Here is a 23590-nt window from a genome sequence, read left to right as displayed (position 1 = left end):
TGACTGGGAAGGAAGCAGCCTAGCTGGCGGCCGGGCCCTGCACGTTGATGGTGAAGTCGCCGGTGTGAATCTTGCCGCCGTGGTTGAACTGCAGAAAGACGCGGTACAGGCCGGGGGCCTCGAAGTTGGTGTTGAAGCCGATGGCCGGGCCCTTGTCGGCCTGGTCGTTGGGGTGCACGTGCAGGTAGCGCTCGGTGTCTTCGCTGATGACCACCACGTGGCCCAGGGCGCCGAGGTAGTTGTCGAGGTCGGTCACGGGCTTGCCATCCTTGCTGATGGTGATTTTCATGCCCAGCAGCTGGCCGGTGTTCAAGGGCTTGTCAAACGCCAGGGTGGCCGAATAGCCATCCTGCGTCCACTGCATGTCGTCGTTCTTGAACTTCACCGGGGCATACGCGGCACCTTTTACCGTCACGGGCTGGCGGCCCAGCTGGTGGCCCGAGCCCGTGGGCGTGTAGTCCTGAAACAGCACGTAGTCGCCGCCCTTGGGGAAGGTGTAGCGGACCTTGTAGTTGCCATCGGCCGTGTACTCGGGGTGCTCGTGGTAGAACTGGCCCAGGTCCTTGCTCACAATGATGAGGTGAATCTTCTTCTCGTGCACCACTGCCAGCGGCACCGGCGCGGCTTCGTTGCCCACTTCCTGCGGTGTGAAAAGCAACTGCGACGGCTGGCCGGCCGTCAGCTGCATGGGCTGCGGCTCGAATTTCATGGCGTAGGACTTGCCGCTCCCGGCCACCTGGTCGTTGTGTTCGAGCTTCATGCCGCACTTGGGGCAGGTCTCCCCTTCCTTGGTGCTGGTCACCTCGGGGTGCATGGGGCAGGCGTAGGTGTGGCCGCTGGCGTGGTCGGCCGTGCCCTCGGCCGGTCCTTCCGTGGGGGTGGTAACGGTGTTGGTGGCGCTGCTCGACGCGGAGTCGGACGAGCAGCTGGCCACGGTTAACAGGCTGGCCACAGCCAGCAGGGAAACGGGTAAGCGGAACATAAAATGGGGTAAGGGTGAGAAAATGGAGGGCCGGCATCGGCGGCCCGGCGGCTGCAGGAGCCGTGTCAGGCCTGCCATTGCTGCCAGAGCACGAAGCCCAGGGCAGCGGCCAGTACGGCGTAGAGCAGGCCCGTGAGCAGGCGGCGCAGCGGCCCGCGGGGTGGCGGGCCGGCGGCCGGTTCGCAACAATCTTTCATTGCGGAGCAGGGGAAACCCGGAAAATGGAGGGGGAGGAAATGCCGGCGTAGGCGGCGCGACGGGCAAACGAAAAGGCCCGCCCCGGACACAGCGTAGCTGTGCCGGCGCGAGCCTTAGCGCGTCGGATTAATCAGACAGTCAGCGACTGGATGAAAATGCGGATGTCGGGTATTTTGGGTTTCAGCTGCCGGCGAGCCACCAGCAGCACGGGCTGCGTGCGGTCCCATTGTTGAAAGCGGACCAACAGGGCCAGCGGGGCCGGGGGCAATGCCACCGGCATGAATGCCATCTTTTCGATGCCGGCTTTCGGCGGATGAGCCAGCGAGGCCCACACGGCGGCGGCATCGTCCTGGCAGCAGGCTCCCTTGGAACCGTGCTTATGGGTGCCGGGAGTTTCGCTGTCGTGGTGCTCGTGTTTGGCCGTGGCACCGCCGTGCTGCTTCCCGTGGGAATGACCTGCCCCGTGGGAATGCGGTGCTTTGTGCTCGTGCCCTTGCTTATGCTCATGGGCCGGCGTACCGGCCGGGTGCTTATGCTGGTGTCCGACAGCCGGCGTGGCGGGCATGGCCAGCGCGCAGACGACCTGCCCAAAGAACACGTTGAGGAAGACCACCAGCAAGGAGGCCGCCATCGTGCGTCGGGAATGGGTCTTGAGTCGGAACATTGGTACGAAGCAACGACAAAATTATTCGAAAGGTTTGAAAGGTTCGTAGTCTGTCTTAACCTCCTCCATTGCCCAGTGGCTTGTTTTGCCGCTGGGCTATTTGCTTGAAAATGCAGCCATTAAGTCCGTGCTACCGATTCAGGCAGGTTGCCTTAGGCTTTGTCAAGTTGGACATTCGGCGCACGGCTCTGGAAATTTTACAAGTTCAGCGGCCTAATCATGTACAACCGCACGGGGCTTCTGGCCGGGGCCACGAATGTTGCAAGCGCTAAGCTCAATTCTACACATCCCTAGCCAACCGAAAGGAGTTTAGATGATGTTGTTTTGCCGGCCGCTATTTGCGCCGCTTCCCCTGACTTATTCTTCCTATGGAAACCTCCCATCACCATCACCCGGCACCTCCGGTGCCCGCCGGCCCGCCCCCGGCGCTGGCCGCCGGCACCGAAACGGCGACCCTCAATATCGAGGGCATGACCTGCGCCTCTTGTTCCAATTTCGTGGAAAAGGCCCTGAGCCGCACGCCCGGCGTGCAGCGCGCCACCGTGAACCTGGCCAGCGAAAAGGCCACCATCGAGTACCTGCCGGGCCAGATTGACCGCGCCGGCCTCAAAGCCGCCGTGGAGCAGGCCGGCTACGGCGTGCACGAGGCCAGCCCGGCCGTGACGGCCAACGTGCTGGCTTCCGACGAGGAGCTGGACGCCCGCAAGGCCGCCGCTTACCAGAACCTGAAGCGCCGCTTTCAGGTGGCCGTGGGGCTAGCCGTCGTCATCATGCCCCTGAGCATGCTCATGCTCTGGCCCGCCATGATGAGCCGCATCTCGACGCCCCTGCTCAACTACGTGCTGCTGGCCCTCACGCTGCCCGTACTGCTCTACAGCGGCCGCGAGTTCTACGTGTCGGCCTGGAACGGCCTGCGGCACCGCACCGCCAGCATGGATACCCTGATTGCCGTGGGCACCGGCGCCGCCTTTCTCTATAGCCTGGCGGCCACGCTGATTCCGCACTGGTTTATGCAGCACGGCCTCATGCCGGAGGTGTACTACGACACCACGGCCACCATCATTGCCCTGATTCTGCTCGGCAAGGTGCTGGAGAGCCGGGCCAAGTCCAAGACCTCGGCCGCCATCAAGGCGCTGATGGGCTTGCAGGCCAAAACGGCCCGCGTGGTCAGGAATGGCCAGGAAGTCGACGTGCCCATCGAGCAGGTGCTCGTGGGCGACGAAGTGGTGGTGCGCCCCGGCGAGAAGGTGGCCACCGACGGGCTGATTCTCACCGGCCGCTCGGCTGTGGACGAGAGCATGCTGACCGGCGAGAGCCTGCCCGTGGAGAAAAAGGAGGGCGACAACGTATTTGGGGCCACGCTGAATAAAACCGGCTCTTTCCGCTTCCGGGTGAGCAAGGTTGGCGCCGAAACCATGCTGGCCCAGATTGTGAAGCTGGTCGAAGAAGCCCAGGGCAGCCGCGCCCCCATCCAACAGCTGGCCGACAAGGTCAGCGCCGTGTTCGTGCCGGTGGTCATTATGATTGCCATTGCCACGTTCGTGCTCTGGTTTGACCTGGCCCCCGAAGCCAGCCGCGTGCCGCTGGCGCTGGTGGGCTTCGTAGCCGTGCTCATCATTGCCTGTCCCTGTGCGCTCGGGCTGGCCACGCCCACGGCCATCATGGTCGGCACCGGCAAGGGCGCTGAGCACGGCGTGCTGATTCGCAACGCCGAGGCCCTGGAGAAAGCCGAGAAAGTCACCACCGTGCTGCTCGATAAAACCGGTACCATCACCCGGGGCGAGCCCGCCGTGACCGATTTTGTGCCCACCAACGGCGACACCCCCGCTCACCTGCTGCCGCTGCTGGCGGCCGTGGAGCGGCAGAGCGAGCACCCGCTGGCCGAAGCCGTGGTGCGCTACGCCGACGCCCAAGGAGTCGCTGCCGGCAGCGCCGCGCTAACGGCCACCGCCTTCCAGGCCTACGAGGGCCGGGGGGCCGGTGCCACCGTCGACGGGCAGGTGATTCTGCTCGGCAACCGGCGCCTGCTCAGCGAAAATAACGTGGTGCTTTCCACCGACACCGAGCAGGCCGCCGCCCAACTGCTGAGCGAGGCCAAAACGGTGCTGTACGCCGCCATCGGCGGGCACGTAGCCGCCCTGATTGGGGTGGCCGATACGGTGCGCGAATCCAGCCGGGCGGCCATTCAGGCCCTGCAGGCCGACGGCATCGAGGTGGTGATGATGACCGGCGACAACCAGCAGACCGCCGCCAAGGTGGCCGAGCAGGTGGGCATCAAGCGCTTCTTTGCCGAGGTGCTGCCGGCCGACAAAGCCGGCAAGGTGAAAGAGCTGCAGGCTGAAGGCCGGGTGGTGGCCATGGTGGGCGACGGCATCAACGACGCGCCGGCCCTGGCCCAGGCCGACATCGGCCTGGCCATGGGCGGCGGCACCGACGTGGCCATGGAAGCCGCTGGCATCACCCTCATGCGCTCGGACCTGCAGGGCGTGGTCACGGCCATCGACCTCTCGCGTCAGACCATGCGCACCATCAAGCAGAACCTGTTTTTTGCCTTCGTCTACAACACGCTGGGCATTCCCATCGCGGCCGGGCTGCTGTATCCGTTCACGGGCTGGCTGCTCTCGCCCATGCTGGCGGCCGGGGCCATGGCCCTGAGCTCGGTGTCGGTGCTCACCAACTCGCTGCGCCTGCGCGGCTACCAGGCCAAGGCCTAACGGCGGGCTATTTCTCTCCCTTTTGTTCTCGTTCTCATGGATACTGCTCAGATAATTGTGACCCTGGTGGGCGTGGGCCTGTTGGCGTTTGTTGGCTGGTTTTTCTTTCTGGCCCCGCACCGGGTGGCGGCGGCCGTGTCCTCTTCGGCGGGCGTGCAGCAGGTGGATATCGTGGTGAAGGGCGGCTACTCGCCCAACGTCATCGAGGTGGAGCACGGCAAGCCCGTGCAGCTCAACTTCTACCGCGACGAGGAAGGCACCTGCTCGGAGGAGCTGCTGCTGCCCGACTTTAACATCCGGCGGGACCTGGCGCCATTTAAAACCACGGCCATCGAGTTTTTGCCCAAGCAAGCCGGTACCTTTGAGTTCACCTGCGGCATGCACATGCTGCGGGGGAGCCTCGTCGTTAAATAAGCGTCATGCTGCAATCCGCCACTTCGGTGTTGCCGGCCCCGGCGGCCGGCGCTACCCGCCTCTCCATTCGCAACATGGTGTGCCCCCGCTGCCTGCGGGTGGTGCAGCGCGAGCTGGAAAAGGCCGGGCTGGTGGTGGACAACGTGGCCCTGGGCGCCGCCAACGTGCGCACGGCCGACGGCAGCCCGGTGGACCTGCCGGCGGTGGAGGCCGCGCTGCAGGCGTTCGGCTTCGCCCTCGTCGACGACCCGCGCGACCAGCTGGTGGAGCAGGTCAAGGCCCTGGTGGTGGAGCTCATTCACTACACCCCGGCCGAGCAGCAGCCTTACCAGACCTACTCGCACTTCATCAGCGAGCGGCTGGGCCGCTCCTACGCCTACCTCTCGCACCAGTTCTCGCTGCGCGAGGGCCTCACGCTGGAGAAGTACATCATTCGCCAGCGCGTGGAGCGCGCCAAGGAGCTGCTCAGCTACCAGGACGCCAAGGTGACCGAAGTGGCCCGCCTGCTGGGCTACAGCAGCGCGGCGCACCTGACCAACCAGTTCCGGCAGGTGACGGGCATGTCGCCGTCCGACTTTCAGGCCCTGGGGCCGGGCAGCGCGGGCCGGCTGAGCCTGCATAATCTGGGCTAAAGCTGGAAACTTTACAACGCCACAGGGCGAATTGTGCGCATACAGGGTAGGGCTTAGTCCGTTTAGAAGAAGGAGCATTTCCTCCATCATTTCGACTAAAAATCCCCTTTCCAATGCTACGTTCCCTCCGCCTCCCCTTGCTGGCTTCCGTGCTGGCCTTCGGTGCCCTGACTTCCTGTGAAAAGGACGACGCCGATGGCCTGATGACCATTGCCCACGACGACAGCGTGTACATGCGCAACATGCACGAGTCGATGGCCATGATGGAAGCCATGCCCAAAACCCAGGACCCCGACAACGACTACTCTTCCATGATGATAATGCACCACCAGGTGGCCATTAAAAACAGCCAGGAGGAGCTCAAAAGCGGTAAAAACGCCGAGATGAAAGCCATGGCTCAGTCGATTATCGACAAGCAGCAGGCGGAAATCACCCAGTTCAACGCCTTTTTGTCGAGCCACCCCGCGCACGCCCCGGCTGTGCCCGAGTTCAACGCCCTGCAAATGATGAACATGATGCAGATGATGAAGGCCGTGGATTTGCGCCCCTTGACGGGCGACCCGGACTTTGACTTCGCGCAGCTCATGGTTGACCACCACCAGTCTGCCATTGAAAACTCGGACGCGCTGCTGAAGTACGGGCGGGAGAACACCACCAAGGCCCTGGCCCAGCAAATCATCACGGACCAGAAAATGGAAATCAAGATGCTGCAGGATTGGCTGCTGGCCAACAAAAAATACTAGGCCGCGGCGGGCCTTGTTCACCTCCAAAAGAGCGGCTCCATTGGGGCTGCTCTTTTGCTTTTCGCGGGCCGCGGCCCTGCTTCTTGACGTGGACCACTGCCGGCTCACCATCAATTTATGGCGGCCGCGCTAAGCAAGCCGGCCTTTCCCTTGTACCCCCTGATTGACTCTGCGCCATGCACCCGATGAATCCGCCGCTGTTTCCCGAGTACCTGTTGTGGGGGTGGTTTGCCCTCACAGCCCTGTCCGCGGCCTACGTGGCCTGGGACCTATTTACCAGCACCCCGGAAATGAAGGTGATGAAGTGGGGCTGGGTGCTGGTGACGCTCTACACCGGGCCGGTGGGGCTGCTGGTGTACTGGTTTTCCTGCCGCGAGCCCTCGCCGGGCACCCACGAGCAGTTTGTGGCCCCCCTGTGGAAGCAGGCCGTGGGCTCCACCATTCACTGCGCCGCCGGCGACGCGACGGGCATCATCGTGGCGGCTGCTATCACCGGCTACTTCGGCCTGCGCATGGGCGTGGACATCTGGCTGGAGTACGCGGCCGGGTTTGCCTTCGGGCTGTTCATCTTCCAGGCCCTGTTCATGAAGGACATGATGGGCATGAGCTACGGCGAGGCGTTGCGCAGCTCGTTTCTGCCGGAATGGATGTCGATGAACGCCATGATGGCCGGCATGCTGCCCACCATGGTCATTCTGATGAGCCGCGACATGCGGGCCATGGAAGCCACCTCGCCCTGGTTCTGGGCGGCCATGTCGGCCGCGACGCTGGTGGGCGTGGTGGTGTCGTACCCGGTCAACTACTGGCTGGTCAAGAACCGACTCAAGCACGGCATGGGCACCGAGCGGGCCCTGGGCAAAGGCGGGGCACCCCAGGAAGCGGTAGCCGCCCCGGCCTACGCCGGCCATGGCATGGCGGCCATGCCCCATATGGCCGGAATGAGCCACGGCATGCCCGCAGCGGCCCCCACGCCTGCCCACACCGGGCACCACATGGCGGCGGCGCCCCAGGAAATGCCGGGCATGGACATGGGCAGCGGCACCCCGGTATCCGGGCTGCGCAAAGCCGTGGTTACGGGGCTCACCCTCCTCATGCTGGCCGTGGGCTACTGGCTGGCGGCGCGCTACGGCGACCTGTCCATGCGGCCGGGCGAGCCCATGACGGACATGCCCGGCATGTCAAAGCCGGGCCATAGGATGTAGGCCAGGCTGGGGCGAGCGTCGGCCTATGCCTACGAGGAATAGTCGCCGAAGTAAAAATGAGCGTCAAAACCTTCCCGAGCGGCTAATGCTCTTTAGCAGTTGATTCTGCAGCAGTTGGTCCCGGTAAGCCCCTTCCACGGCCTGCCGAGCGGGGCCAGGCCGGCCCGCTTCGTGAATGAGGCGGTCGGCTTCCTGCCGCAGCTGCAGGGCTTTCACCATGTTGTCGTTGGCCTGCCCCATGGCTCGTAGCCGTTCGGCTTCGGTCATGGAGTACCGGCCGGGGTTCTTCAGCGTGGCCATGAGCTCGACGCTCTGCGCCGTCATCTCGTCGGCAATCTTCTGGTAGTTGAAAGCCGTTTCGACATTTTTCTTCTTGAGCACTTCCTCGTAGGCATAGGCCGACGCAAAGGCTTCCTGCCGCATGTTCTTGTAGTCGCGGTAGGTAAAGGATTGCGCCCCGCTGCGACCAATATCCAATCCCGAGAAGGCCTGGTACACCGTTTCCACGTCCTGCTCGGTGCGGCGCTGCAGCGCCTGGCGCAGGCGCCGGGCCTTATTCACCGGCGGCATGTAGTCGGGCTGGGAGCTGGTGTTCATGGCCATGGCCCGGCCGAACAGCTCCAACGGATTGGCGTAGCGCAAATCCTTCACCGATGCCACTTTGCGCAGGTCGGCCTGAATCTGGCGCTGCAGCTCCAGCCCTTCGTAGGTAAGCTCCTTCACCTGGCCGGTAATGTCACGCGTGACGCCGGCAATCTGGCGGGCATCCTTGATGACCTGATAGTTCTTAATAGTCTCGGTCCACTGCTTGAGCTGCTTGGCGAATTGACCGATGTGCACGCCCATGTGCACGGGGTCGTTGACGACCATCTGGGCAGAAACGAGGTGCGGAACGGTGCTGGCCCCGACAGCCAGCGCGAGGGCAAAGGCAATCCTTTTCATGGCTTGGAAGTGACGTGATACTTAGTTAGTAGCCGTGGGCGCGCCCGCATCGGTTGCGCCCGTGGTGATTAGCACAGGGTAGCCGTCGGGCAGGCGCACGTCACGCAGCTTCTGGCGCGGCGTAGAGGCCCGACTTACCATGGCGGCCGCTACCCGGCCGCCCACACCGACTACGGAGTTGGCTGCTGAAGCCGAGCGGTCAATGGCCAGGCCTACTTCCTGGGCGCCGATGGCGCGGGCGTCGTTGAGAGGGTTGTCAGCGGCCGGCAGCGGCTGGCGCTTCTGCGGGTCAATCATGAGCCCGGGCAGGTAGTGGTAATCATAGATGTCGGCGGCCACCCGCGTGGGGCCCAGTCGGCTGATGCGAATGGCCACGTGGTTGGTTTCAACGCTGGCCACGCCGGCAAACACCAGGTTTTTGGGAAAGGTCTGCCCGCTGATAACAGCGTCCTCGACCAGGCGCAGCAGCACGACAGAACCCGTGCGAATCTTCTGCTCTCCGTTCACTACGGCTTTATAGAAAATGTCAGGCAGCAGCTGCGTCTGCCCATTATCGGCAGCATAGCGGTAGGAGCCCGCCTTAATGGTGCCAAAGGCATCGTAGGCCATAGCACTATTGCTACCTGGTGCAGTGGCACCGCCGGCCCGCAACGCGGCCCGCCGGTCGAAGTAGCGTCGCCCCGTCATCTGCTCGTACGAGGTGCGCGAGGCCGGGGAAGCCGCGTCGAGCATGTCCAGCACGTCGTCGTTCTGCTCGTAGGGCACCCCATCGGGGGCTGTGCGCGGCCGGGCCCCAGCCCGTAAGTGCCGGCGCGGGTCAGCGCCATAGCCGGCACCACGGCCCCCGGTTTGCACCACCGGGATGCGCACGGCCCGGTAGGCGCCAGTCTGTGCATCCACTGCTGTCACCTCCGTCGAGTCGGGCGGTGGCAGAGCAGCGCGGTTCGCGGCCGCCCGGGCCTGCCGCTCTGCCGCGGCCAGCGTCGTGCGCCGCCGCAAGGCCGCCTGGCCCACCGTATCGACGGCCATACCACCGGCCAACTGGTCCGGGGAGGGAACGGTGCCCGGCAGCTGCGCCCCGGCTTGCCGCGCGGCCGCCTGCTTTTGCTCCAGCACGTCCGTAGGGGCCGGGGCCGCTTCGGGGGTGGCCGGCGCAATCGTGGGCTCCAGATTTTGGGAGGTCGCCGCCACGGGGCTGGCCTGCTGCGCTACTTCCTGAGAAAGGGAGCGAGCGTAGAAAAACAGCGTCACGGCCGTCAGCAGGCCGATGCCGACCAGCAGGGGCAACCAGTGCCGGCGGGCCAGCTCTCCCACCGAGGGGCGAGGCGTTGCGGGCGGAGTGGGTACAGAAGCAGGACCAGAAGCGGGCTGGGGTTCGGTCGTGGAGTTGTCGCCGGCAGGATACACCGGCTGCATGTTGTGCTCAGACATGGTGAGAAGGGTATTAAATGGCGGCAGCCGTGTTGATGACTTTGCTCGGTACTTTCAACACCAGCACCCGGGCCCCGAACTTCTCGCGCAGGGTGATTTCGAGGTGGCCCCGGTCGGTGGCCGCATAGAGCGGCACGGCGTAGAGGAGGTAGCCTGTGGCCCGGGCCGGGATGGTTTGGCTTTCGGCCCCGCCGGCGGGCGCCAGGGGCCGCCGGGCCTCGTTCTTCTTCTTGCCCAGAAACTTCTTGCGCGAGTTTTCCACCAGCTCGAAGTCGGTGAAATCCACGGCGTAGTCGATAGTGGTGGTATTGCGCAGCTTCAGGCGCAGGTAGGTAAAATCCTTGTCGTTGCGCACGTTGGCCAGCGAAAGCACCAGGTCGTTGTCGGCGGTGCGCAGCCCGCTGGTATCGGCGTGTTTGGCGGTGGCCAGCTTGGCTAGGCGCGTCTCGGCCAGCTCCCGCTTTTCTTGGCCCTGGTCCAGGGCCAGCGCATCATCGACGCCGGCGCCGTTGCGGGCATTGCCGCCGGCGCTGACGCCCAAGGCCCCGCCATCCTGAAAGTCGTAGAGCTGCAGCACTGGCCGGCCAGTGTACACCAAGTGCCCCATCCAATAGCGCGAGCCGTAGCGCACCAGAATGGGCGTGGGCGGCGGGTTGCGCCGCTTGGCCCGCACGAAGACGGCGTTGCTCTCAATCTTGACCAGGTAGTGCGGGGCCTGGCCCACGTCGACCAGGGACACCGGCCCTGGGAAAACCAGGTAGGTCGTCGAGGAGTCGGAAACAGCTATTTCCAGCTGCATTTTCGGCGCCACGTTAGCCGGATGCGGGACCTGCACACCGGCAGAACGGGTAGCAGTCGACGCAAGGGTCTGCGCTTGCAACGCGACAGGTAAGAGCGCCAGCAGCGCGCAGGAAGCAAAGGATAAGGGGAAACGCATAAGAAGTAAAGAGAGGTAGCTTACTGAGCAGGTTGAGCGGCAGGAGCCGGCGTGGTGGGGCCTGGTTGCGTTAGGGGCACGCCGGCGGCTTCGGCTTCTTCGCGCAGCTTGCGCTGCCGGGCCTGCTCCTGGTCGCGCAGCTGGTCTTTCTCTTCCTGCGTGACGGGTGGGTTGTAGGGAATGAAGTCGAAGTCGGTGATGAGCAGCCCGAAGGGGTTAGCGTCGGAGCGGTCGGTTTCGATGAGGGCGAACTTGGCGCCCAGGGGCTTGCTCTGGCTTTGCTGGTCGCCGATGAACACCGTCTGCTTTATGTAGGCGCGGCCGGTAATGGGGCGGTGGTTCATGTCCAAGTGGATGCTGTCCACGGTCACGGCCTGCCTGGCGCCGTAGCGGATGTAATTCTGCAGCACCTGCCCGCGTTGGAAGCTCTCGAACAGAAACCGCCCGCCGCGTTCCTCAATCAGGGGCAGGCCAGCATCGAGGTTGTGCTTGAAGCTGTATTGGTCGTGGCCGAACATGGTCAGCAGAAAGGTCTTGACTAGGTTGCGGGCCTCGAAGGGCGTGTGGCCCGCGCCGCGGCCAATCTGGGCCGAGAAGGAGCCAGTATCACTGACCACGTACACGCGCTGGCCGGTGGATTCGTAGGCGCGATAAAGCAGCGCACCGGAGGCCACCGTGACCACCCCCAACAGGGCCAGGGCCGACAGCGCCATGGTGCGCATGGTGATAAACGTCTTATTTAGGTCTTGGACAGAGTTCATGAGTGAGTTTAAGTGGATGGAGAATAAAAGGAGCTCAGCCGCCCGGCCTTTTTGCCCCACAGCCCCCTGCTAGAGCGGCAGGTAAACCATCTTGCGCGAGTCGGGTGGCCCCAGTGGGTTCTGGTAGGGGTACAGCACCAAGCGGGGCGCTTGGCCGGCCGCGGGTGTAGTAGCATAGGCGTAGGCCACCCCGCGCACGGTTACGGGCTGCCCCGGCTTGAGCAGGATGGGCGCAGCCGCTGCCTGGCCAGGAACGGTCACCTCGGGCTCTCGCAGCGAGAAGCTGTTCAGGGTGTCGGGCGTCCACGGGCCGTCCAGCGCCATGGCGGCGGGTATTTTCTCGCCTGGGCCGTAGCCCATCGGCTTCCACTTGAGCACGGCTTCGAAGGGCAGCCGGTAGCCGGGTGCCACCGGTGGGTAATTCCCTTTGATGGGACGCCACAGAATGGGTAGCAGCAGGATAGCGGGCTGCGCTGCATCTGCTGCTTTAACTGATACCAGCTGCAGGTAGCCATCCTTAGGCAGGAGCTGCTCCAGGGCCGGGCGCAAATCAACCGGCTTATCGGCAGTCAATTGCGCAGGTTTGGTTGTAGCAAGTCTCCAGGCAGCCTCTCTGGCTTTGGCTTCGGGGGAATTGGCGGCCGCAGCAGCTACCTGCTGCAGCTTTTCCGCAGCGGCTTCGTTGTCGCTCTTGCAACTGTTGAGAAGTACGCCTGCACCCAGCAGGCTTAAGAGAAGCTTTTTCATAGCAGTGATTGGTTAGCGCCGGCGGCGCGTGGGCGCGCCCGAGTCGGCAGAAGACATGGTGGGCAGCTCGGCCGAGGCTGAACCCGAAGGCGCGCTGCTGGAGCTACCACCGGAACTGCCGCCCTTGTCAGGGCCGAAGCCCAGCTTGCGGCCTAGTGAGCCGCTGGCCCCGCCACCGTAGGCCCCGGGAAACACGACGCTACTCACGGCCCCGGCAGCCCCGGCCACGGCACCGCCGAACATGCCCACGAAGCCCTGCACGGCCGAAGAGCCGATAAGAAAGCTCGTCAGCCAGGGCACCATGCAGTAGAGGATGACGAAGCCGATGGAGTTGATGAGGTAGGTTACATCATTGGCGTAATCGCCTGGGGTCATGCCAGTGGGCAGCAGCACGTTGCCCGTCGCGGGCCGGGTGCCGGCGTAGTTGGCGTAAATGGTATCCAGCAGTGAGTAGGTCAGGGACCAGAACTGCACGGCCATGAAATTCTGCAGCCATTGCTTGCCCAGCTGCGCGAAGGGCGGCAGCGCGGAAAGGCAGATGGCAATGGGCCCGCTCACGTACAGGAAGGCCACGATGTACTGGCGCACCATCACCAGCACCTGCCGGATGAGCACCACGGTGCTGGTCGTGAACAGCTCGGTGAGCAGGTTGAGCAGGGAGAAGTTGGTGAGCTTGTCCCAGAAGGAGGTGATAGCGCCAATCTGGTCGTTGACAAAGCCGGCCGTGTTGGTGGCCTTGTCGGGCTCGATGGAGGCGGCCCCCGCCGGATTGGTCAGGCTTTGCAGGGCCTCGGCAATGAAACCGGGCTTGGCCGGCGCCACCAGGCTGGAAAACCCACCAATGGCCCCGCCAATCAAGTCCATAAAGTCCCGGTAGAAGAACAGGATGAAGTACACGAACAGCGCCTTGAGCAGGGGCGAGAAATCCATGCGCAGCTGTCCGCCCTGAAGGTAGCCGCGGCCCACGGTGTAGAGCAGCGCCACCGAGAGAAACGGCGGAATCAGGTAAAGCTGGCAGGCCTGCAGCACCTTACGCAGGGCCCCGTCCGCCGCCGTGATGAAGTCGGTGTCGAGGTCCATGCCGACGAGCAGCAGCAGGGGCGCGCTCATGCCGGCAGCGCCCCCTTGCGCTTCTGCTTTTCTTCCACGAACTGGTCGACGGCGAAGTCCAGCCGCTGCTCGGTGACGGTGGTGTACGTGGGCCGCCCTTCGGCGTCGCGCACCAGGTTGCCCAGCGCGTCGCGCACTTCCACCGGCCGCTGGCGCTGGTAGTGGCGCACGAGCTGATTGAGGTAGTTGCGCTCGGCGGGCCGCGAGGTCAGCACCGCGTCGAGCTGAGGCGAGGCTTCCAGCGCGTACACCTTGGCCTGGGCGCCCTGCTTGATGAAGAACTCCCGGAACGAGTCGGTGGAGCGCACCGAGCGTATCAAATCCATCTCGTGGCCCGTGAGGCCCAGCGGCGCCTGCAGGTGGGTGAGCGAGGCCTCGTTGGAGTGACGCAGGATGATTTTGGTCGAGGAGTTGTCAATCAGCGTGTAGCCGATGGGCGAGTCGATGATTTCCTGAATGCCCTGGGTGATGATGGTGATGGAGCCGTTGGTTTTGCGGATGGTGCGGTACATCGACACGATAAACTCCTCCAGCACGCCCGAGAGCAGCGCCCAGGCCTCGTCGAGGGCGATGTACTTCACGGCATCCGGAAACTGCCGGAACAGGTCCAGGCTCAGCTCGGTGATGAGCATGGCCACCACGGGGTAGAGCGTGGGGTCGGTTTTCACCCGGGCCAGGTCAAAGCAAATCAGCGGGTACTGACTTAACTGGGCCTCACGGGTGGAGTTGAGCACCTTGGCGTAGCGCCCGCCCGTCACGAACTCACCCAGCACGAGGAAGAACTCGTGCATGTCGATGTACTTCATGTCGGTCTGGTACTGGGCCCGCTGCAGGGCCAGCACGGCGGTACTTTCGTCCGGGGCGTCGCCCTCCCCTGCCGCCGGCGTCTCGGCCCGCATCCACTGGTCAAAGCGCTGCACGTACTTATAAAAGCTTTCCATTCCCGGAAACTCCTCGTCCGACTGGCCCAGCCGCTCGTGCTGGTTCAGGTCGTGGTAGTAGCCGGTCAGAAAGCGCGAAAGGATGGTGCGCTCAGATTTGCTAAGCGCGCGGTCCTTGCCGCCTTTCCAGAGTGCGGCCAGCAGGGCCAGGTGGAAGTTGAGCTTTTCGTCGGAGTAATGCCAGGGGCCGTTTTCGCCCTCCCTCGGTAGCAAAAAGGGGTTGAACTCAATCGGGTTCTGCGGGTCGTACTCGAAGTAGGTGTTCTCGAAGTCCGGCCCCATCAGGCTCTGGAACACGTTGCGGTAGGTGCCCCCGATGTCGATGATAATCTGGCGGGCGCCGCGCTCGTAGCGCTGCACAATGAAGTTGCCGAAGGTGTAGCTCTTGCCCGAGCCGGAGGGGCCGATAACCAGGGCGTTCTGGTTGTCAAGGTCGGTGTTGAACAGGTTTACCTTGACCAGGTTGCGGAACCGGTCGCAGAGGTATTCGCCGGTGGGCTCGGGCCGGTAGGTGGTGGTCCAGTGGAAGTAGCAGGCGGCGCGGTCGGCCGAGGTGGTCAGCCAGCGGTCGGGCACCTGGTAGGCGTTGCCGGGCGCCAAGCCGAAGAACAGCGGCAGGGTTAGGTAGCTTTCCACCACAGCTTCGGCCCCGAAGATGGACCGGAAGGCCGCCGTGGTCTTTTCCACGTGCTCGCGCCGGGCCTGGTCGTCCACGTCCCAGAGCAGCACTGACAGGTGCAGGCCCACGACCTGCTTGCTGCCCGAGCGCACTTCGGCCGTGAACTCGTCAATCTCGGCGGCGCGCAGGTGGTTGTCCTGCGTGGCCAGAAAGGACAGCGAATTGTTGATTTTCTTGTCGTTGTCGAGGCTCTTGAGCTCGGTGCGGGAGTCCTGAATCAGCATGGCCTGGGTGAGCACATGCGGGCAGGAGAGAAACGCCGTGAGCGGGTAGAGCATGGGCGAGGTCACCCCGTAGCCATTGCGCACGGCAGGGTGGGCCTCACTCCCCTGCCCTACCAGCGAGACGATGCTCACACGGTTCTCGCCCACGGTGAAGGCCCCCGGCACGTTGCTGATTTCGCGGGTTAGACCGGCGGGCATCTGGTCGAACTCCAGGTTGAAGTATTGGGTGAAGACCTGCGGCAGCTGGGCCTGGTTGAGGCGGCGGTAGTCCAGTCCCCCGAGGCCGCGCAGGCTCTGCAGCAGTTCGGTGGCGATGCGCTCGGCCGCGTCCAGGGTCTGCACCACGCCGGCAAACGGGTTCTTGGCCAGCTTCTCGCCGGCGCGGTTCACCAATGCACTCAAAGCATTCGGCCGTACGGGCTTGGCTTCGTCGGCGGGCGCAAATGAAACGAACAGGTAAGCCCGGTGGAAGAGCACCAGCCGGTCGGAAAAGTGCGCATTCATCTTGCCCTCGAAGTAGCCGGGGCGGGCGTCGCCGAGGCCTTGAAAGGGCCGGTCGTAGTAGATGTCGGTTTTCTGCACCACCGTGCCCACGGGCAGGGTGCGCAGCGCCCCGAGCAGTGCCGACTGCAGGTTGGCAAACTCTTCAGCCTGCCAACTCTCCATTTCGGGGCATTCGAGGACAAAGCCGACGCCCACGCGGCCATCCCGGAAGATGACCTTGTCATCCTGATAGGCATAGGCCGGGTGCAGGTCCGCGAAGTCGGCGGTGCGGTCGGCAGCCTTAGTGTTGGGAATATTCATGAGAATGAGGGACTGCGGAAACGCCGCCTGCCGAAGGCCCCGACCGGGCGCGGCCCAGGGCAATGCGGCGCGGCTGCCGCCGGTGGAAGGAAAGCCAACTGAGCAGAAAGCCCGGCGGGCGGTGCTTGGCCAGGTAGCGCAGGGCATAGAGCAATACCACCAGCACCACCAGAATCAGCAGGTAGAGAAAGCGGGGGACGGTGACGACCAGGCCCGCGACGCCAATGGCCAGCACGGCGGCCAGAAACAAGCCCACCACCAGCCCCAGGTCCGGCAGGTTCATGCCCAGCACCTGGGCCGGGCGCTCGATGCTTTTGTAGGAACGCATGGGCCGGTGTGCTTAGGGCGTTACCCCGCCTTCGCCCCCGCCCATGGCGCTGGCCAGGTCTTCTTTGAAGTAGTTGAAGCCGAACCAGAGGATGACGCCGCCCATGAGCCAGCCCAGGGAGCCCAGCGCATCCGGCGCGCCGCTGATGAACTTCTGCACCACCCGCACCAGGCCGATGGCCAGCACGATGATGAAAAGCACCTGCACGATGCTGATGACGATGGTCTGCACGCTGCGCAGGGCGCCCACGGCGCGGCCGCCGGCACCGGATTGGCCGAATACCAGGGCCGGGGAAGTGGCCAGCAGCAAGGCCATGGCGAAGCGTTCGGCGCGGGAAGGTTGGTAGGTGTGGCCCGCCGCGAGCAGGCGCAGCCCGCCGGCCGCCGCTTGGGCGGCGCCATGGTGCAGGCGCGTGAGCAAGGGAGTTTGCATGGAAAAGGAAATGGGTGAATGGAATGAAAAAGCAGATAAGGGAAAGCGTAGTCTTTAAGCGGGGGCCGGCGCTGCGCGGCGGTTTTCCAGGGCGGTGCCCATCAGGGCGCGCATTTTGGCGCGGCGCTCGGCCGCGGTGAGCTCCACGCCACGGTTGTGCTCGTCGGTTGCCGTCGGGGCCGGCGCCGTGAGGTAGTTGTGCCGGGCGCCTTCCGGCAGCTGCCCGGCTTCGGACGTTTGGGTCGTGGGTTCCTCCGATTCGGTCGGCGCAGTTTCGGCTACTGGTGCCTCTTCCGGGCTGAGGGTGGGCTGCTCCGGGTTGGGAGCAGGGTCCGGGGCCGGCGGCACCACTACAGGCGCCGGGTAGAAATCAGCCAGCCGATAGTGCCGGGTGCGCAGCGAGGGGTGGTTGCCACTGAGCACTGGCGGAGCCACCGATGCCCCAGGGCCCGTGGGCATTGCAAAGCGCCACCAGAGCACGCCCAGGGCCGACAGCAGCAGAAAGAGCAGCAACCAGAGCATCGAGTTCAAGCAAGCGGGTCGAAGTTTTTTGTGAGCATTTGCGGCAACTATACGGAGCACTTCCGTATAAGTTCTGCTTTAGGAGAAGTTTTGAAGCAACTATGCCGAAGCTTTGAAGTCGTTTGACGCCAAGACCGGCCTAGCTATGTACCGACAGCAATTGAGTAGTGCACGCGGCCGGCTGGTTTGCTACCTTGCGCGCCCTTTAATTGCTGCTGCATGACCACTTCCATTCCCACTCCCCCGGCTTCCACCCCCCTTGAGCCGGTTAATGCGGGCTTTCCGGACCCCGCCCTTATCGTTTCCTATGCCACTGTTCTGCGCTATATCCGCCACCGCCTCAACACCCTGCTGCACGGGCAGCTCAAGCCCTGGGCCCAGGAGCATAAGTTCAACTACGCCCGGCTGATTGAAATCAAGAAGCTGGAGGAGGAAACCCAGGCAGTGCTGCTGCAGCGCCTGATGGCCCACTTCCAGTTTCCCACCGAGCTGCTGCGCATCATCGTGCACCAGTCGCGCCGGCACTTTTTCATGTTCACCTCGCTGGAAAACCTAGCCCGCTTCAAATCCGAGCTGAACCTGTTCGACAATCCGCCTTTTGACGCTCCGGCGTCGCCCAACTCCCCTACTACCTAGCGGAAAGGCCCTGGAGCCTGTCCGCTCCACGTTGCTCTTTTCCCTATGCCCGTTTCCGTCGCTCCCCGCCGCCCGGCGAAATCCATTACTTCCCCGGCTGCCCTGGGCCCTCAGTTGCCCGACCCCGCGCTGGCCATCACCTACGACGAGGCCCGCCGCTACGTGCAGCTGCGGCTGCGCAGCCTGCCCCACGGGGGCCTGCGGGCCACCTGCACCGCCTTTGGCTTTCCCTACACGACCAGCGTGGGCCTGAAAACGGGTAGCCTGCAGCGCGAGGAATACCGCCTGGTGCAAAAGCACCTGCGCGTGTTTGGCTTCGAAACTGAGCTGGTGCGCCTGTACGTGGGTGGCCAGCTCTGCGAGCACTACCTCTTTGCTGACGCCGCTCTGCTGGCCACCCTGCGCGAGCAGCTGGCGGCCCACGAGCAGCTGGTCAGCTAGCGCTCCCTCCCTCCTACTTCCTGACTTACGCCCCACGCCCACTCCTGCGGGTGCGGCTACGGCATACCCTTTCCTATCCTGCTTATGCCCGCTTCAACTTCTTCCCCCCGCGAAAACGACCCCCAGGAGCTCGACCGCTTCAAGCAATCCATCGACCTGGTTGACTACGCCACCCAGCGCCACGGCTACGACGTGAAAAAGGCCGGAGCACGGGGCCAGTGGCACCAACTGGAAAAGGACGGAGAGATGCTCATTGTCTCCCGCAAGGGTGACCACCAGGTGTACCTGAATCCCGGGGATGACCGCGACTCCGGCTCCATCATCGACTTTGTGAAAACCCGCGAAAACCAGACGCTGGGCCAGGTGCGGCAGACCCTACGCCAGTACCTGGGTGAACCTGAGCAAGGCTGGCAGGCGGCCACTTCTCCCCCACTGCCCGCCCCTGACGCCTACGCCCCCAAGCCCAGCGATTCGGCGGAAGTAGAAACCGAAGCGGAGCGGCGGGCCCGCCTGGTGGCAGCTGTGATGGGCACCCATGCCGCCCTGACCGACCGCACCTATTTACACCACCGGCACCTTTCGGATGAGACCATTGACAGCCCGGCTTTTCAGGGACGGGTATTCACCAGCCAGCAGGGGAATTTCCGCAACACGGCTTTTCCGCTCTACAACGAGCACGGCATTGCCACGGTGGAGCAGCGCAACGACGACTACAAGCACCTGCTGCAGCTGCCCAAAACGGGCGTGTGGGTGTCACATCCCACGGAAGGAAAGGATACTCCCGTGCAGCGCCTGGTTGTGTCGGAAAGCCCTGTGGACGCCATGAGCTATCACCAGCTGCACCACCGCGGCGCCGAGGGCCAGCCCAATACGCTGTACGTGGCTACCAGCGGCACCGTCACCGAGCGGCAGGTGGAGTTGATTCAAAAGCTCATCGACAAGCAGGAGCCCAAAGAAGTGGTGCTGGCCAACGACAACGACGCGGCCGGCCGGCGCTTCAACATCAATTACCTCAACGAGCTGCAGGCCCCGCGCCGCGCCCGCGAAGTGGCCGACGGCCACGTGGCCTACGATGAGGCACCCCGCCCCGTGGAATGGCACGCCACGGCTGCCGGCAAGTACCACACGGCCCTGCGTGTGGAGTTTCACCACGCTACCCGCGCCGAGGGCACCGAGCACCTGGCCCAGCTCACGACGCAGGTGCAGCAGCTGCGGCCTGCCGCCGACGAGGCCCTGAGCCTGGAAGTGCAGCGGGCCAGCCGGCAGGAAACCGTGGTGCGCCTGGTCGCCCCCAATGCCGACAGCCAGGCCCTGGAAGAGTTGGCGCGCAGCCTACACGCCCAGCGCGAAATGCAGCGCGAGCAGCTGGAGCGACAACCCGCCGAGCCCGGCCGGCAGCCTGAGAACTTCATTCGCACCGAGTACGCCATCAGCAAGGATTTCAACCGGGACCTGGAGCTGTTGAGCCAGGGCCTGACCCGCGAACAAGTGGCCCAGCAGGCTCGCGCCGACGAGCAGGCCAAGGAGCAGCAGCGCCAGGAGCGCGCCCGCCAGGAACAAGCCGAGCGGCAGCAGGCCGAGCAGCGCGCCGCCGCACAAAGCCCGGATACCCAGCGCCGGGAAGCGGAACAGCAGCGTCAGGCCGCGACGCTGGCCGTAGCCACCGGGAACCCGGCTCTGCAGCGCGCCGTGCAGCTGACCGTAACTGAACCGAGCCCCGCCGACGAGGCAACGCCCAGCCAGGCCCAGCAGATGCGCGAGCTGCTGCGCAAAGCCGGCGCCGACGTGGCGCTCCGAGCCGAAACGGACCCGACCAGTGGGCAGCTACGCAGCGAGCTGGACGTACGCTACCATCCCCACGCTACGCCCGGCGGGCTGCGCCAGCTCAGCCAGACGCTGGACGCGCTGGACAAGTCTCCCCTGGTAACCCTGCGCGAAGATGCCGGCGAGCAGGCCGAGCGCCGCGAGCTGGCCGCGGCCGCCCCGCCCCAGGGAGTTACCAAGACGGCCATTATTCGCATCGACGAGCCCGAGCCCCGGCCGGGCAGCACCGGTCAGGCCGAAGCCGTAGCCGAGCAACTGCGCGAGGCCGGCCTGAATACTGGCTCACTGCGCAGCTCCACCGAACCGGCCACACACCAGCGTCACAGCGAGATAGAAGTCAGCTACCGGCTCGACCAGCCGAACCTGGCCCGGGTAAATGCTGCACTCGACGAGGTGGCCCGCACGCCCGGGGCGCAGCTTCACGAACATTCCGGCGACCGCGCCGAGCGGCACCGTCTGGCGCCTAGTGGCATAGGCGCCAATGCCCTAGCCGAGCGCACGGCCGGGCCCGAGCGGTAGCAGGTAGTCGGCTTGCCGAGGAAATTCCCGGGAAATATGGTCTGATTCTTTAGTTTTGCGGGCATAGCAAGCTGCTCACCATGCAGGCGAAAACAGGGTTTCCATCTTTTTATGCGCCGTCCGTCCTGCCGCGAGCAGGCCGGACCCTGGCACCCGCTGCCCAACGGCCGCTGCCTATTTCCGAGCGCCCGGCCCTATTCGTGGGTCCGCATCGAAGCTAATCCAACTTTCTGGTAAACACCCCGCCGCAACAGCTGCGGCTGCCATCGGCTTGCTAATAGCCGACGGGTAGGGCTGTCTATTTCCGGGCCTCGCTACGCGCTAGGCTTGGGACCCTCGTTGCATTCCCTTCCACGCCATTACCCCTGTTATGATATCTACCGGTCACCGGCCTTTTTCTAGTTTTTGCCCCGTCATGAAGGGGCTGATTTTACAACTCATACGAGACGAGTACCAGCCGCTGCTGCAACTGCCCGTGGACCTCTCGGACGAATCCTGGAGCGAGGCCGTCACCAAGGCCAATCCGGTCTTGTTCTACCTCAACGACGGCGCCCCCCTGATTCAAATCGGCGAAGCCTCCCGGGCGAGCCTGCAGAAATGTCTGAAGCAGGAACTCAGCCAGCCCGAGTAAGCTACAATTCGATGCGGTAAGAGTGCCCGACAGCAAACCTGTCGGGCACTTTTGTTACCTCTTTTACGGGTGAGTGGGTAGGCGAACCCAGCGCCAGGGGCAGTGGGGGAGAAATGGTTTAGCGAAGCAAAATAATGGCCTCAATAGCTGATTTTTGTTGTCTTTTTAGCAACAAAAACGCCTGTATTTTCGTTTAATAAGTAAGGAAACGGTTTTAGAAACAGTCACTTAGCCTCTACTTAGCGATGAAAAAGCAAACCAGCACCGCCGCCCAAACGACCACCCGCCCCGACGTGTACCAGATTGTAACGGACCGGGTAATTGCCGCACTCGAAGCGGGCCAGATTGCCTGGCGCAAGCCCTGGCATGCCGCCTACGGGTTGCCCCGCAATTACGTCAGCGGGCGGGCCTATACCGGTATCAATGCTTTTTTGCTGCACCTGGTAGGCAGTACGCCGTTTTTTCTCACGTTTCGGCAGGCAAAGGAGCTGGGCGGCAACATCCGCAAAGGGGCCAAGGGTATGCCCGTGATTTACTACAACGTCACGACCCGTACGGACAAGCAAACCGGTGAAGAGGAGAAAACTCCCTTTATCAAGTACTACACCGTCTTTTCCGTGGATGACGTCGAAGGGGTGGACATTGTTCTGCCCGAGCAGCCCCAAGACCGGAACCACGAGCCTTTGGCCGCCGCCGAAGCCCTGGTAGCGAACTGGGCTACCTGCCCCCGCATCGAGCACGGCGGCGCGCAGGCCTACTACGCCCCCGGCCCCGACTTTGTGAATGTTCCCCGCCCGGAAACCTTTATCAGCGGTGAGGCCTATTATTCGACCCTGTTCCATGAACTGACCCACGCCACCGGCCACGCCAGCCGCCTGGACCGGCCCGACCTGGCCGAGGCTCTGCGCCCGAGCGGCCGTGCCGGCTACGCCCGCGAGGAACTGACGGCCGAGATGGGTGCCGCCTTCCTGTGTGGCCATGCGGGGCTGGACCCTAGCGCGACGCTGGAAAATACCGCCGCCTACCTGCGGTTTTGGCTGGAGCAGCTGCGCGGTGATAAAAAGCTGGTGGTGCAGGCCGCCAGCCGGGCGCAGCGGGCCGCTGAGTTTATCCTAGGCACCGCGGGCGCCGATGATACCGAGCCCAGTGCCCCGGAGCCGACCCCGCCCAGCGCAGGCCCCGGGGCCATGGAGGTAAATAACGAGCCCGAAGACGCCTCCGCCACTGCACAGCTCGTTGATACCGGGGCCGTGCTGCCCCGTCTGTCCCTGCCGTCCTTGCCCCTGGTTGCTTTGGGACAGGAAACGCTGCCTACGCTCACCACTGTCGTGGTTTCCACGCAGCGCATCGAGCTTATGCGCCTCATGGAGCACCCCGCTTTCAGCGACGAGCAGCGCCGCACCGCCACGGCCCGAATTCTGGCCGAGGCAGACCCCGCCCGGCTGGGCCGCTGGCTGACCAACATCATGCGGCAGATTGCGGAATGGGAGGAACTCACCTTGGCCGAGGAGGCGCGGCAGAACCCGCACTTTGCTGCTTTGGAGCAGGTGCTGGAATAGCCCTTGACCTTGTGCCTCGCCCAATACCAGGCGGGGCCGGGGGCGGTGGGGTACCCGGCCGCCACATTTTTTTCATTCTCAGTCAAATTTTGCACCATCATGCCTAACACTCCTCCCCTACCGCCCAATGGCCCGGTTGAGCCATCCGCCCCGCGGCGATTCACGGACTTGCTTCGCAACGGCCGCTACCAGTTTACTGAGCGCGAACTGATGGAGCATCTTCGCATGACCTACCGCACCATTAAGCAACGCGAAGCGGAGCCTTCTACCCTCACCGTTGCAGAGTTGCTGCGTGTAGCTGACTTACTCGACGAGCCCGTGCAGTCAGTTATTGCTGTGGTATTGGCCGAGGTGCAGGCCAACGCTCAAACAGTAGTTGACCAAAAAACCCGTGCTGTTAAATAGAGTCACGTTTTCGCAGGCAAAAACGTGACTCTATTTGGTGCTTCTAACAGGTTATCACTCTCGCTTGCCTATGTAGGGGTCCAATTGGCAACATGCCCACCAGCAACGGCTGGTTTTCCCCCTGAACTGCCGCCTGCCTGCTTCGACTTCGTGACCGAGCCAGTCCAG

Annotated in this window: 24 protein-coding genes; 11 read left to right on the top strand and 13 right to left on the bottom strand. The window is 63.9% G+C overall.

The genetic code is table 11. The features are described from left to right. Nucleotides 1-19 precede the first annotated feature (19 nt). The 3 genes from EI293_RS21365 to EI293_RS21360 all read right to left on the bottom strand — a co-directional run bounded on the left by EI293_RS21365 (nucleotide 20) and on the right by EI293_RS21360 (nucleotide 1844). Nucleotides 20-982, bottom strand: a complete 963-nt coding sequence (locus tag EI293_RS21365) for a heavy metal-binding domain-containing protein (protein ID WP_125440595.1) — start codon at nucleotides 980-982, stop codon at nucleotides 20-22. A gap of 65 nt (nucleotides 983-1047) precedes the next feature. After that, nucleotides 1048-1179, bottom strand: coding sequence for a hypothetical protein (locus EI293_RS22530; protein ID WP_262490459.1), 132 nt, complete (start codon nucleotides 1177-1179; stop codon nucleotides 1048-1050). Between the two features lie 131 nt (nucleotides 1180-1310). Further along, entirely contained in the window at nucleotides 1311-1844 is a 534-nt protein-coding gene (locus tag EI293_RS21360) for a hypothetical protein (protein ID WP_125440594.1), read from the bottom strand. 368 nt (nucleotides 1845-2212) lie between these two features. Here EI293_RS21360 and EI293_RS21355 point away from each other — a divergent pair, with 368 nt between their 5' ends. The 5 genes from EI293_RS21355 (at nucleotide 2213) to EI293_RS21335 (ending at nucleotide 7549) form a co-directional block, all read left to right on the top strand. After that, nucleotides 2213-4558, top strand: a complete 2346-nt coding sequence (locus tag EI293_RS21355) for a heavy metal translocating P-type ATPase (RefSeq protein WP_125440593.1) — start codon at nucleotides 2213-2215, stop codon at nucleotides 4556-4558. Nucleotides 4559-4594: 36 nt separating this feature from the next. After that, nucleotides 4595-4972 (top strand): cupredoxin domain-containing protein, encoded by a 378-nt coding sequence (locus EI293_RS21350; RefSeq protein WP_125440592.1) that lies wholly within the window; start codon nucleotides 4595-4597, stop codon nucleotides 4970-4972. A gap of 5 nt (nucleotides 4973-4977) precedes the next feature. Then, a complete protein-coding gene (locus tag EI293_RS21345; RefSeq protein WP_125440591.1) occupies nucleotides 4978-5604 on the top strand; it encodes a helix-turn-helix domain-containing protein in 627 nt (208 codons plus the stop codon). Nucleotides 5605-5717: 113 nt separating this feature from the next. Next, on the top strand, nucleotides 5718-6347 hold the full coding sequence (locus EI293_RS21340) for a DUF305 domain-containing protein (RefSeq protein WP_125440590.1): 630 nt from the start codon (nucleotides 5718-5720) through the stop codon (nucleotides 6345-6347). A gap of 176 nt (nucleotides 6348-6523) precedes the next feature. Then, entirely contained in the window at nucleotides 6524-7549 is a 1026-nt protein-coding gene (locus EI293_RS21335) for a DUF4396 domain-containing protein (protein ID WP_125440589.1), read from the top strand. A 63-nt stretch (nucleotides 7550-7612) separates the two neighbouring features. On the opposite strand, the gene EI293_RS21330 is transcribed toward EI293_RS21335, so the two are convergent. The 10 genes from EI293_RS21330 to EI293_RS21290 all read right to left on the bottom strand — a co-directional run bounded on the left by EI293_RS21330 (nucleotide 7613) and on the right by EI293_RS21290 (nucleotide 17407). Further along, on the bottom strand, nucleotides 7613-8491 hold the full coding sequence (locus EI293_RS21330) for a hypothetical protein (protein WP_125440588.1): 879 nt from the start codon (nucleotides 8489-8491) through the stop codon (nucleotides 7613-7615). 21 nt (nucleotides 8492-8512) lie between these two features. After that, the gene (gene traM / locus EI293_RS21325; protein WP_125440587.1) at nucleotides 8513-9922 is read right to left on the bottom strand and encodes a conjugative transposon protein TraM; all 1410 of its coding nucleotides are present in this window, start codon (nucleotides 9920-9922) and stop codon (nucleotides 8513-8515) included. A gap of 13 nt (nucleotides 9923-9935) precedes the next feature. Next, nucleotides 9936-10859: a DUF4138 domain-containing protein gene (locus EI293_RS21320; protein WP_125440586.1), complete on the bottom strand. Its 924-nt coding sequence runs from the start codon at nucleotides 10857-10859 to the stop codon at nucleotides 9936-9938. Nucleotides 10860-10879: 20 nt separating this feature from the next. Continuing rightward, on the bottom strand, nucleotides 10880-11620 hold the full coding sequence (locus tag EI293_RS21315; protein ID WP_125440585.1) for a conjugal transfer protein TraK: 741 nt from the start codon (nucleotides 11618-11620) through the stop codon (nucleotides 10880-10882). Between the two features lie 69 nt (nucleotides 11621-11689). After that, nucleotides 11690-12367 carry a hypothetical protein gene (locus tag EI293_RS21310; protein ID WP_125440584.1) on the bottom strand — a complete coding sequence of 226 codons (678 nt, stop codon included), beginning with the start codon at nucleotides 12365-12367 and terminating at the stop codon, nucleotides 11690-11692. 12 nt (nucleotides 12368-12379) lie between these two features. Then, complete coding sequence (locus tag EI293_RS21305) at nucleotides 12380-13477, bottom strand: conjugal transfer protein TraG N-terminal domain-containing protein (protein WP_125440583.1); 1098 nt, start codon at nucleotides 13475-13477, stop codon at nucleotides 12380-12382. Next, complete coding sequence (locus tag EI293_RS21300; RefSeq protein WP_170170485.1) at nucleotides 13474-16125, bottom strand: VirB4 family type IV secretion system protein; 2652 nt, start codon at nucleotides 16123-16125, stop codon at nucleotides 13474-13476. Before EI293_RS21300 ends, EI293_RS21305 begins: the two co-directional genes overlap by 4 nt. Further along, nucleotides 16106-16453, bottom strand: a complete 348-nt coding sequence (locus EI293_RS22185; RefSeq protein ID WP_170170484.1) for a hypothetical protein — start codon at nucleotides 16451-16453, stop codon at nucleotides 16106-16108. The genes EI293_RS21300 and EI293_RS22185 overlap by 20 nt, the downstream gene beginning before the upstream one ends. A gap of 12 nt (nucleotides 16454-16465) precedes the next feature. Beyond that, nucleotides 16466-16885, bottom strand: a complete 420-nt coding sequence (locus EI293_RS21295) for a hypothetical protein (RefSeq protein ID WP_125440581.1) — start codon at nucleotides 16883-16885, stop codon at nucleotides 16466-16468. A gap of 54 nt (nucleotides 16886-16939) precedes the next feature. Further along, the gene (locus EI293_RS21290) at nucleotides 16940-17407 is read right to left on the bottom strand and encodes a hypothetical protein (protein WP_125440580.1); all 468 of its coding nucleotides are present in this window, start codon (nucleotides 17405-17407) and stop codon (nucleotides 16940-16942) included. Nucleotides 17408-17626: 219 nt separating this feature from the next. Between EI293_RS21290 and EI293_RS21285 the strand changes: the two genes are divergently transcribed. The 6 genes from EI293_RS21285 to EI293_RS21260 all read left to right on the top strand — a co-directional run bounded on the left by EI293_RS21285 (nucleotide 17627) and on the right by EI293_RS21260 (nucleotide 23422). Continuing rightward, nucleotides 17627-18043, top strand: a complete 417-nt coding sequence (locus EI293_RS21285; protein ID WP_125440579.1) for a hypothetical protein — start codon at nucleotides 17627-17629, stop codon at nucleotides 18041-18043. 45 nt (nucleotides 18044-18088) lie between these two features. Beyond that, the gene (locus EI293_RS21280) at nucleotides 18089-18484 is read left to right on the top strand and encodes a hypothetical protein (RefSeq protein WP_125440578.1); all 396 of its coding nucleotides are present in this window, start codon (nucleotides 18089-18091) and stop codon (nucleotides 18482-18484) included. Nucleotides 18485-18568: 84 nt separating this feature from the next. Then, complete coding sequence (locus EI293_RS21275) at nucleotides 18569-20827, top strand: toprim domain-containing protein (protein ID WP_125440577.1); 2259 nt, start codon at nucleotides 18569-18571, stop codon at nucleotides 20825-20827. A gap of 415 nt (nucleotides 20828-21242) precedes the next feature. After that, nucleotides 21243-21458: a hypothetical protein gene (locus tag EI293_RS21270; RefSeq protein WP_125440576.1), complete on the top strand. Its 216-nt coding sequence runs from the start codon at nucleotides 21243-21245 to the stop codon at nucleotides 21456-21458. Between the two features lie 245 nt (nucleotides 21459-21703). Beyond that, on the top strand, nucleotides 21704-23017 hold the full coding sequence (locus tag EI293_RS21265; RefSeq protein ID WP_125440575.1) for an ArdC family protein: 1314 nt from the start codon (nucleotides 21704-21706) through the stop codon (nucleotides 23015-23017). Nucleotides 23018-23116: 99 nt separating this feature from the next. After that, the gene (locus EI293_RS21260) at nucleotides 23117-23422 is read left to right on the top strand and encodes a hypothetical protein (RefSeq protein ID WP_125440574.1); all 306 of its coding nucleotides are present in this window, start codon (nucleotides 23117-23119) and stop codon (nucleotides 23420-23422) included. The last annotated feature ends 168 nt before the right edge of the window (nucleotides 23423-23590 follow it).

Source organism: Hymenobacter perfusus (assembly GCF_003944765.1).
Lineage (GTDB): Bacteria > Bacteroidota > Bacteroidia > Cytophagales > Hymenobacteraceae > Hymenobacter > Hymenobacter perfusus.
Note: the sequence above shows the minus strand (reverse complement) of the source record. Positions and strands in the feature narration are given on the sequence as shown.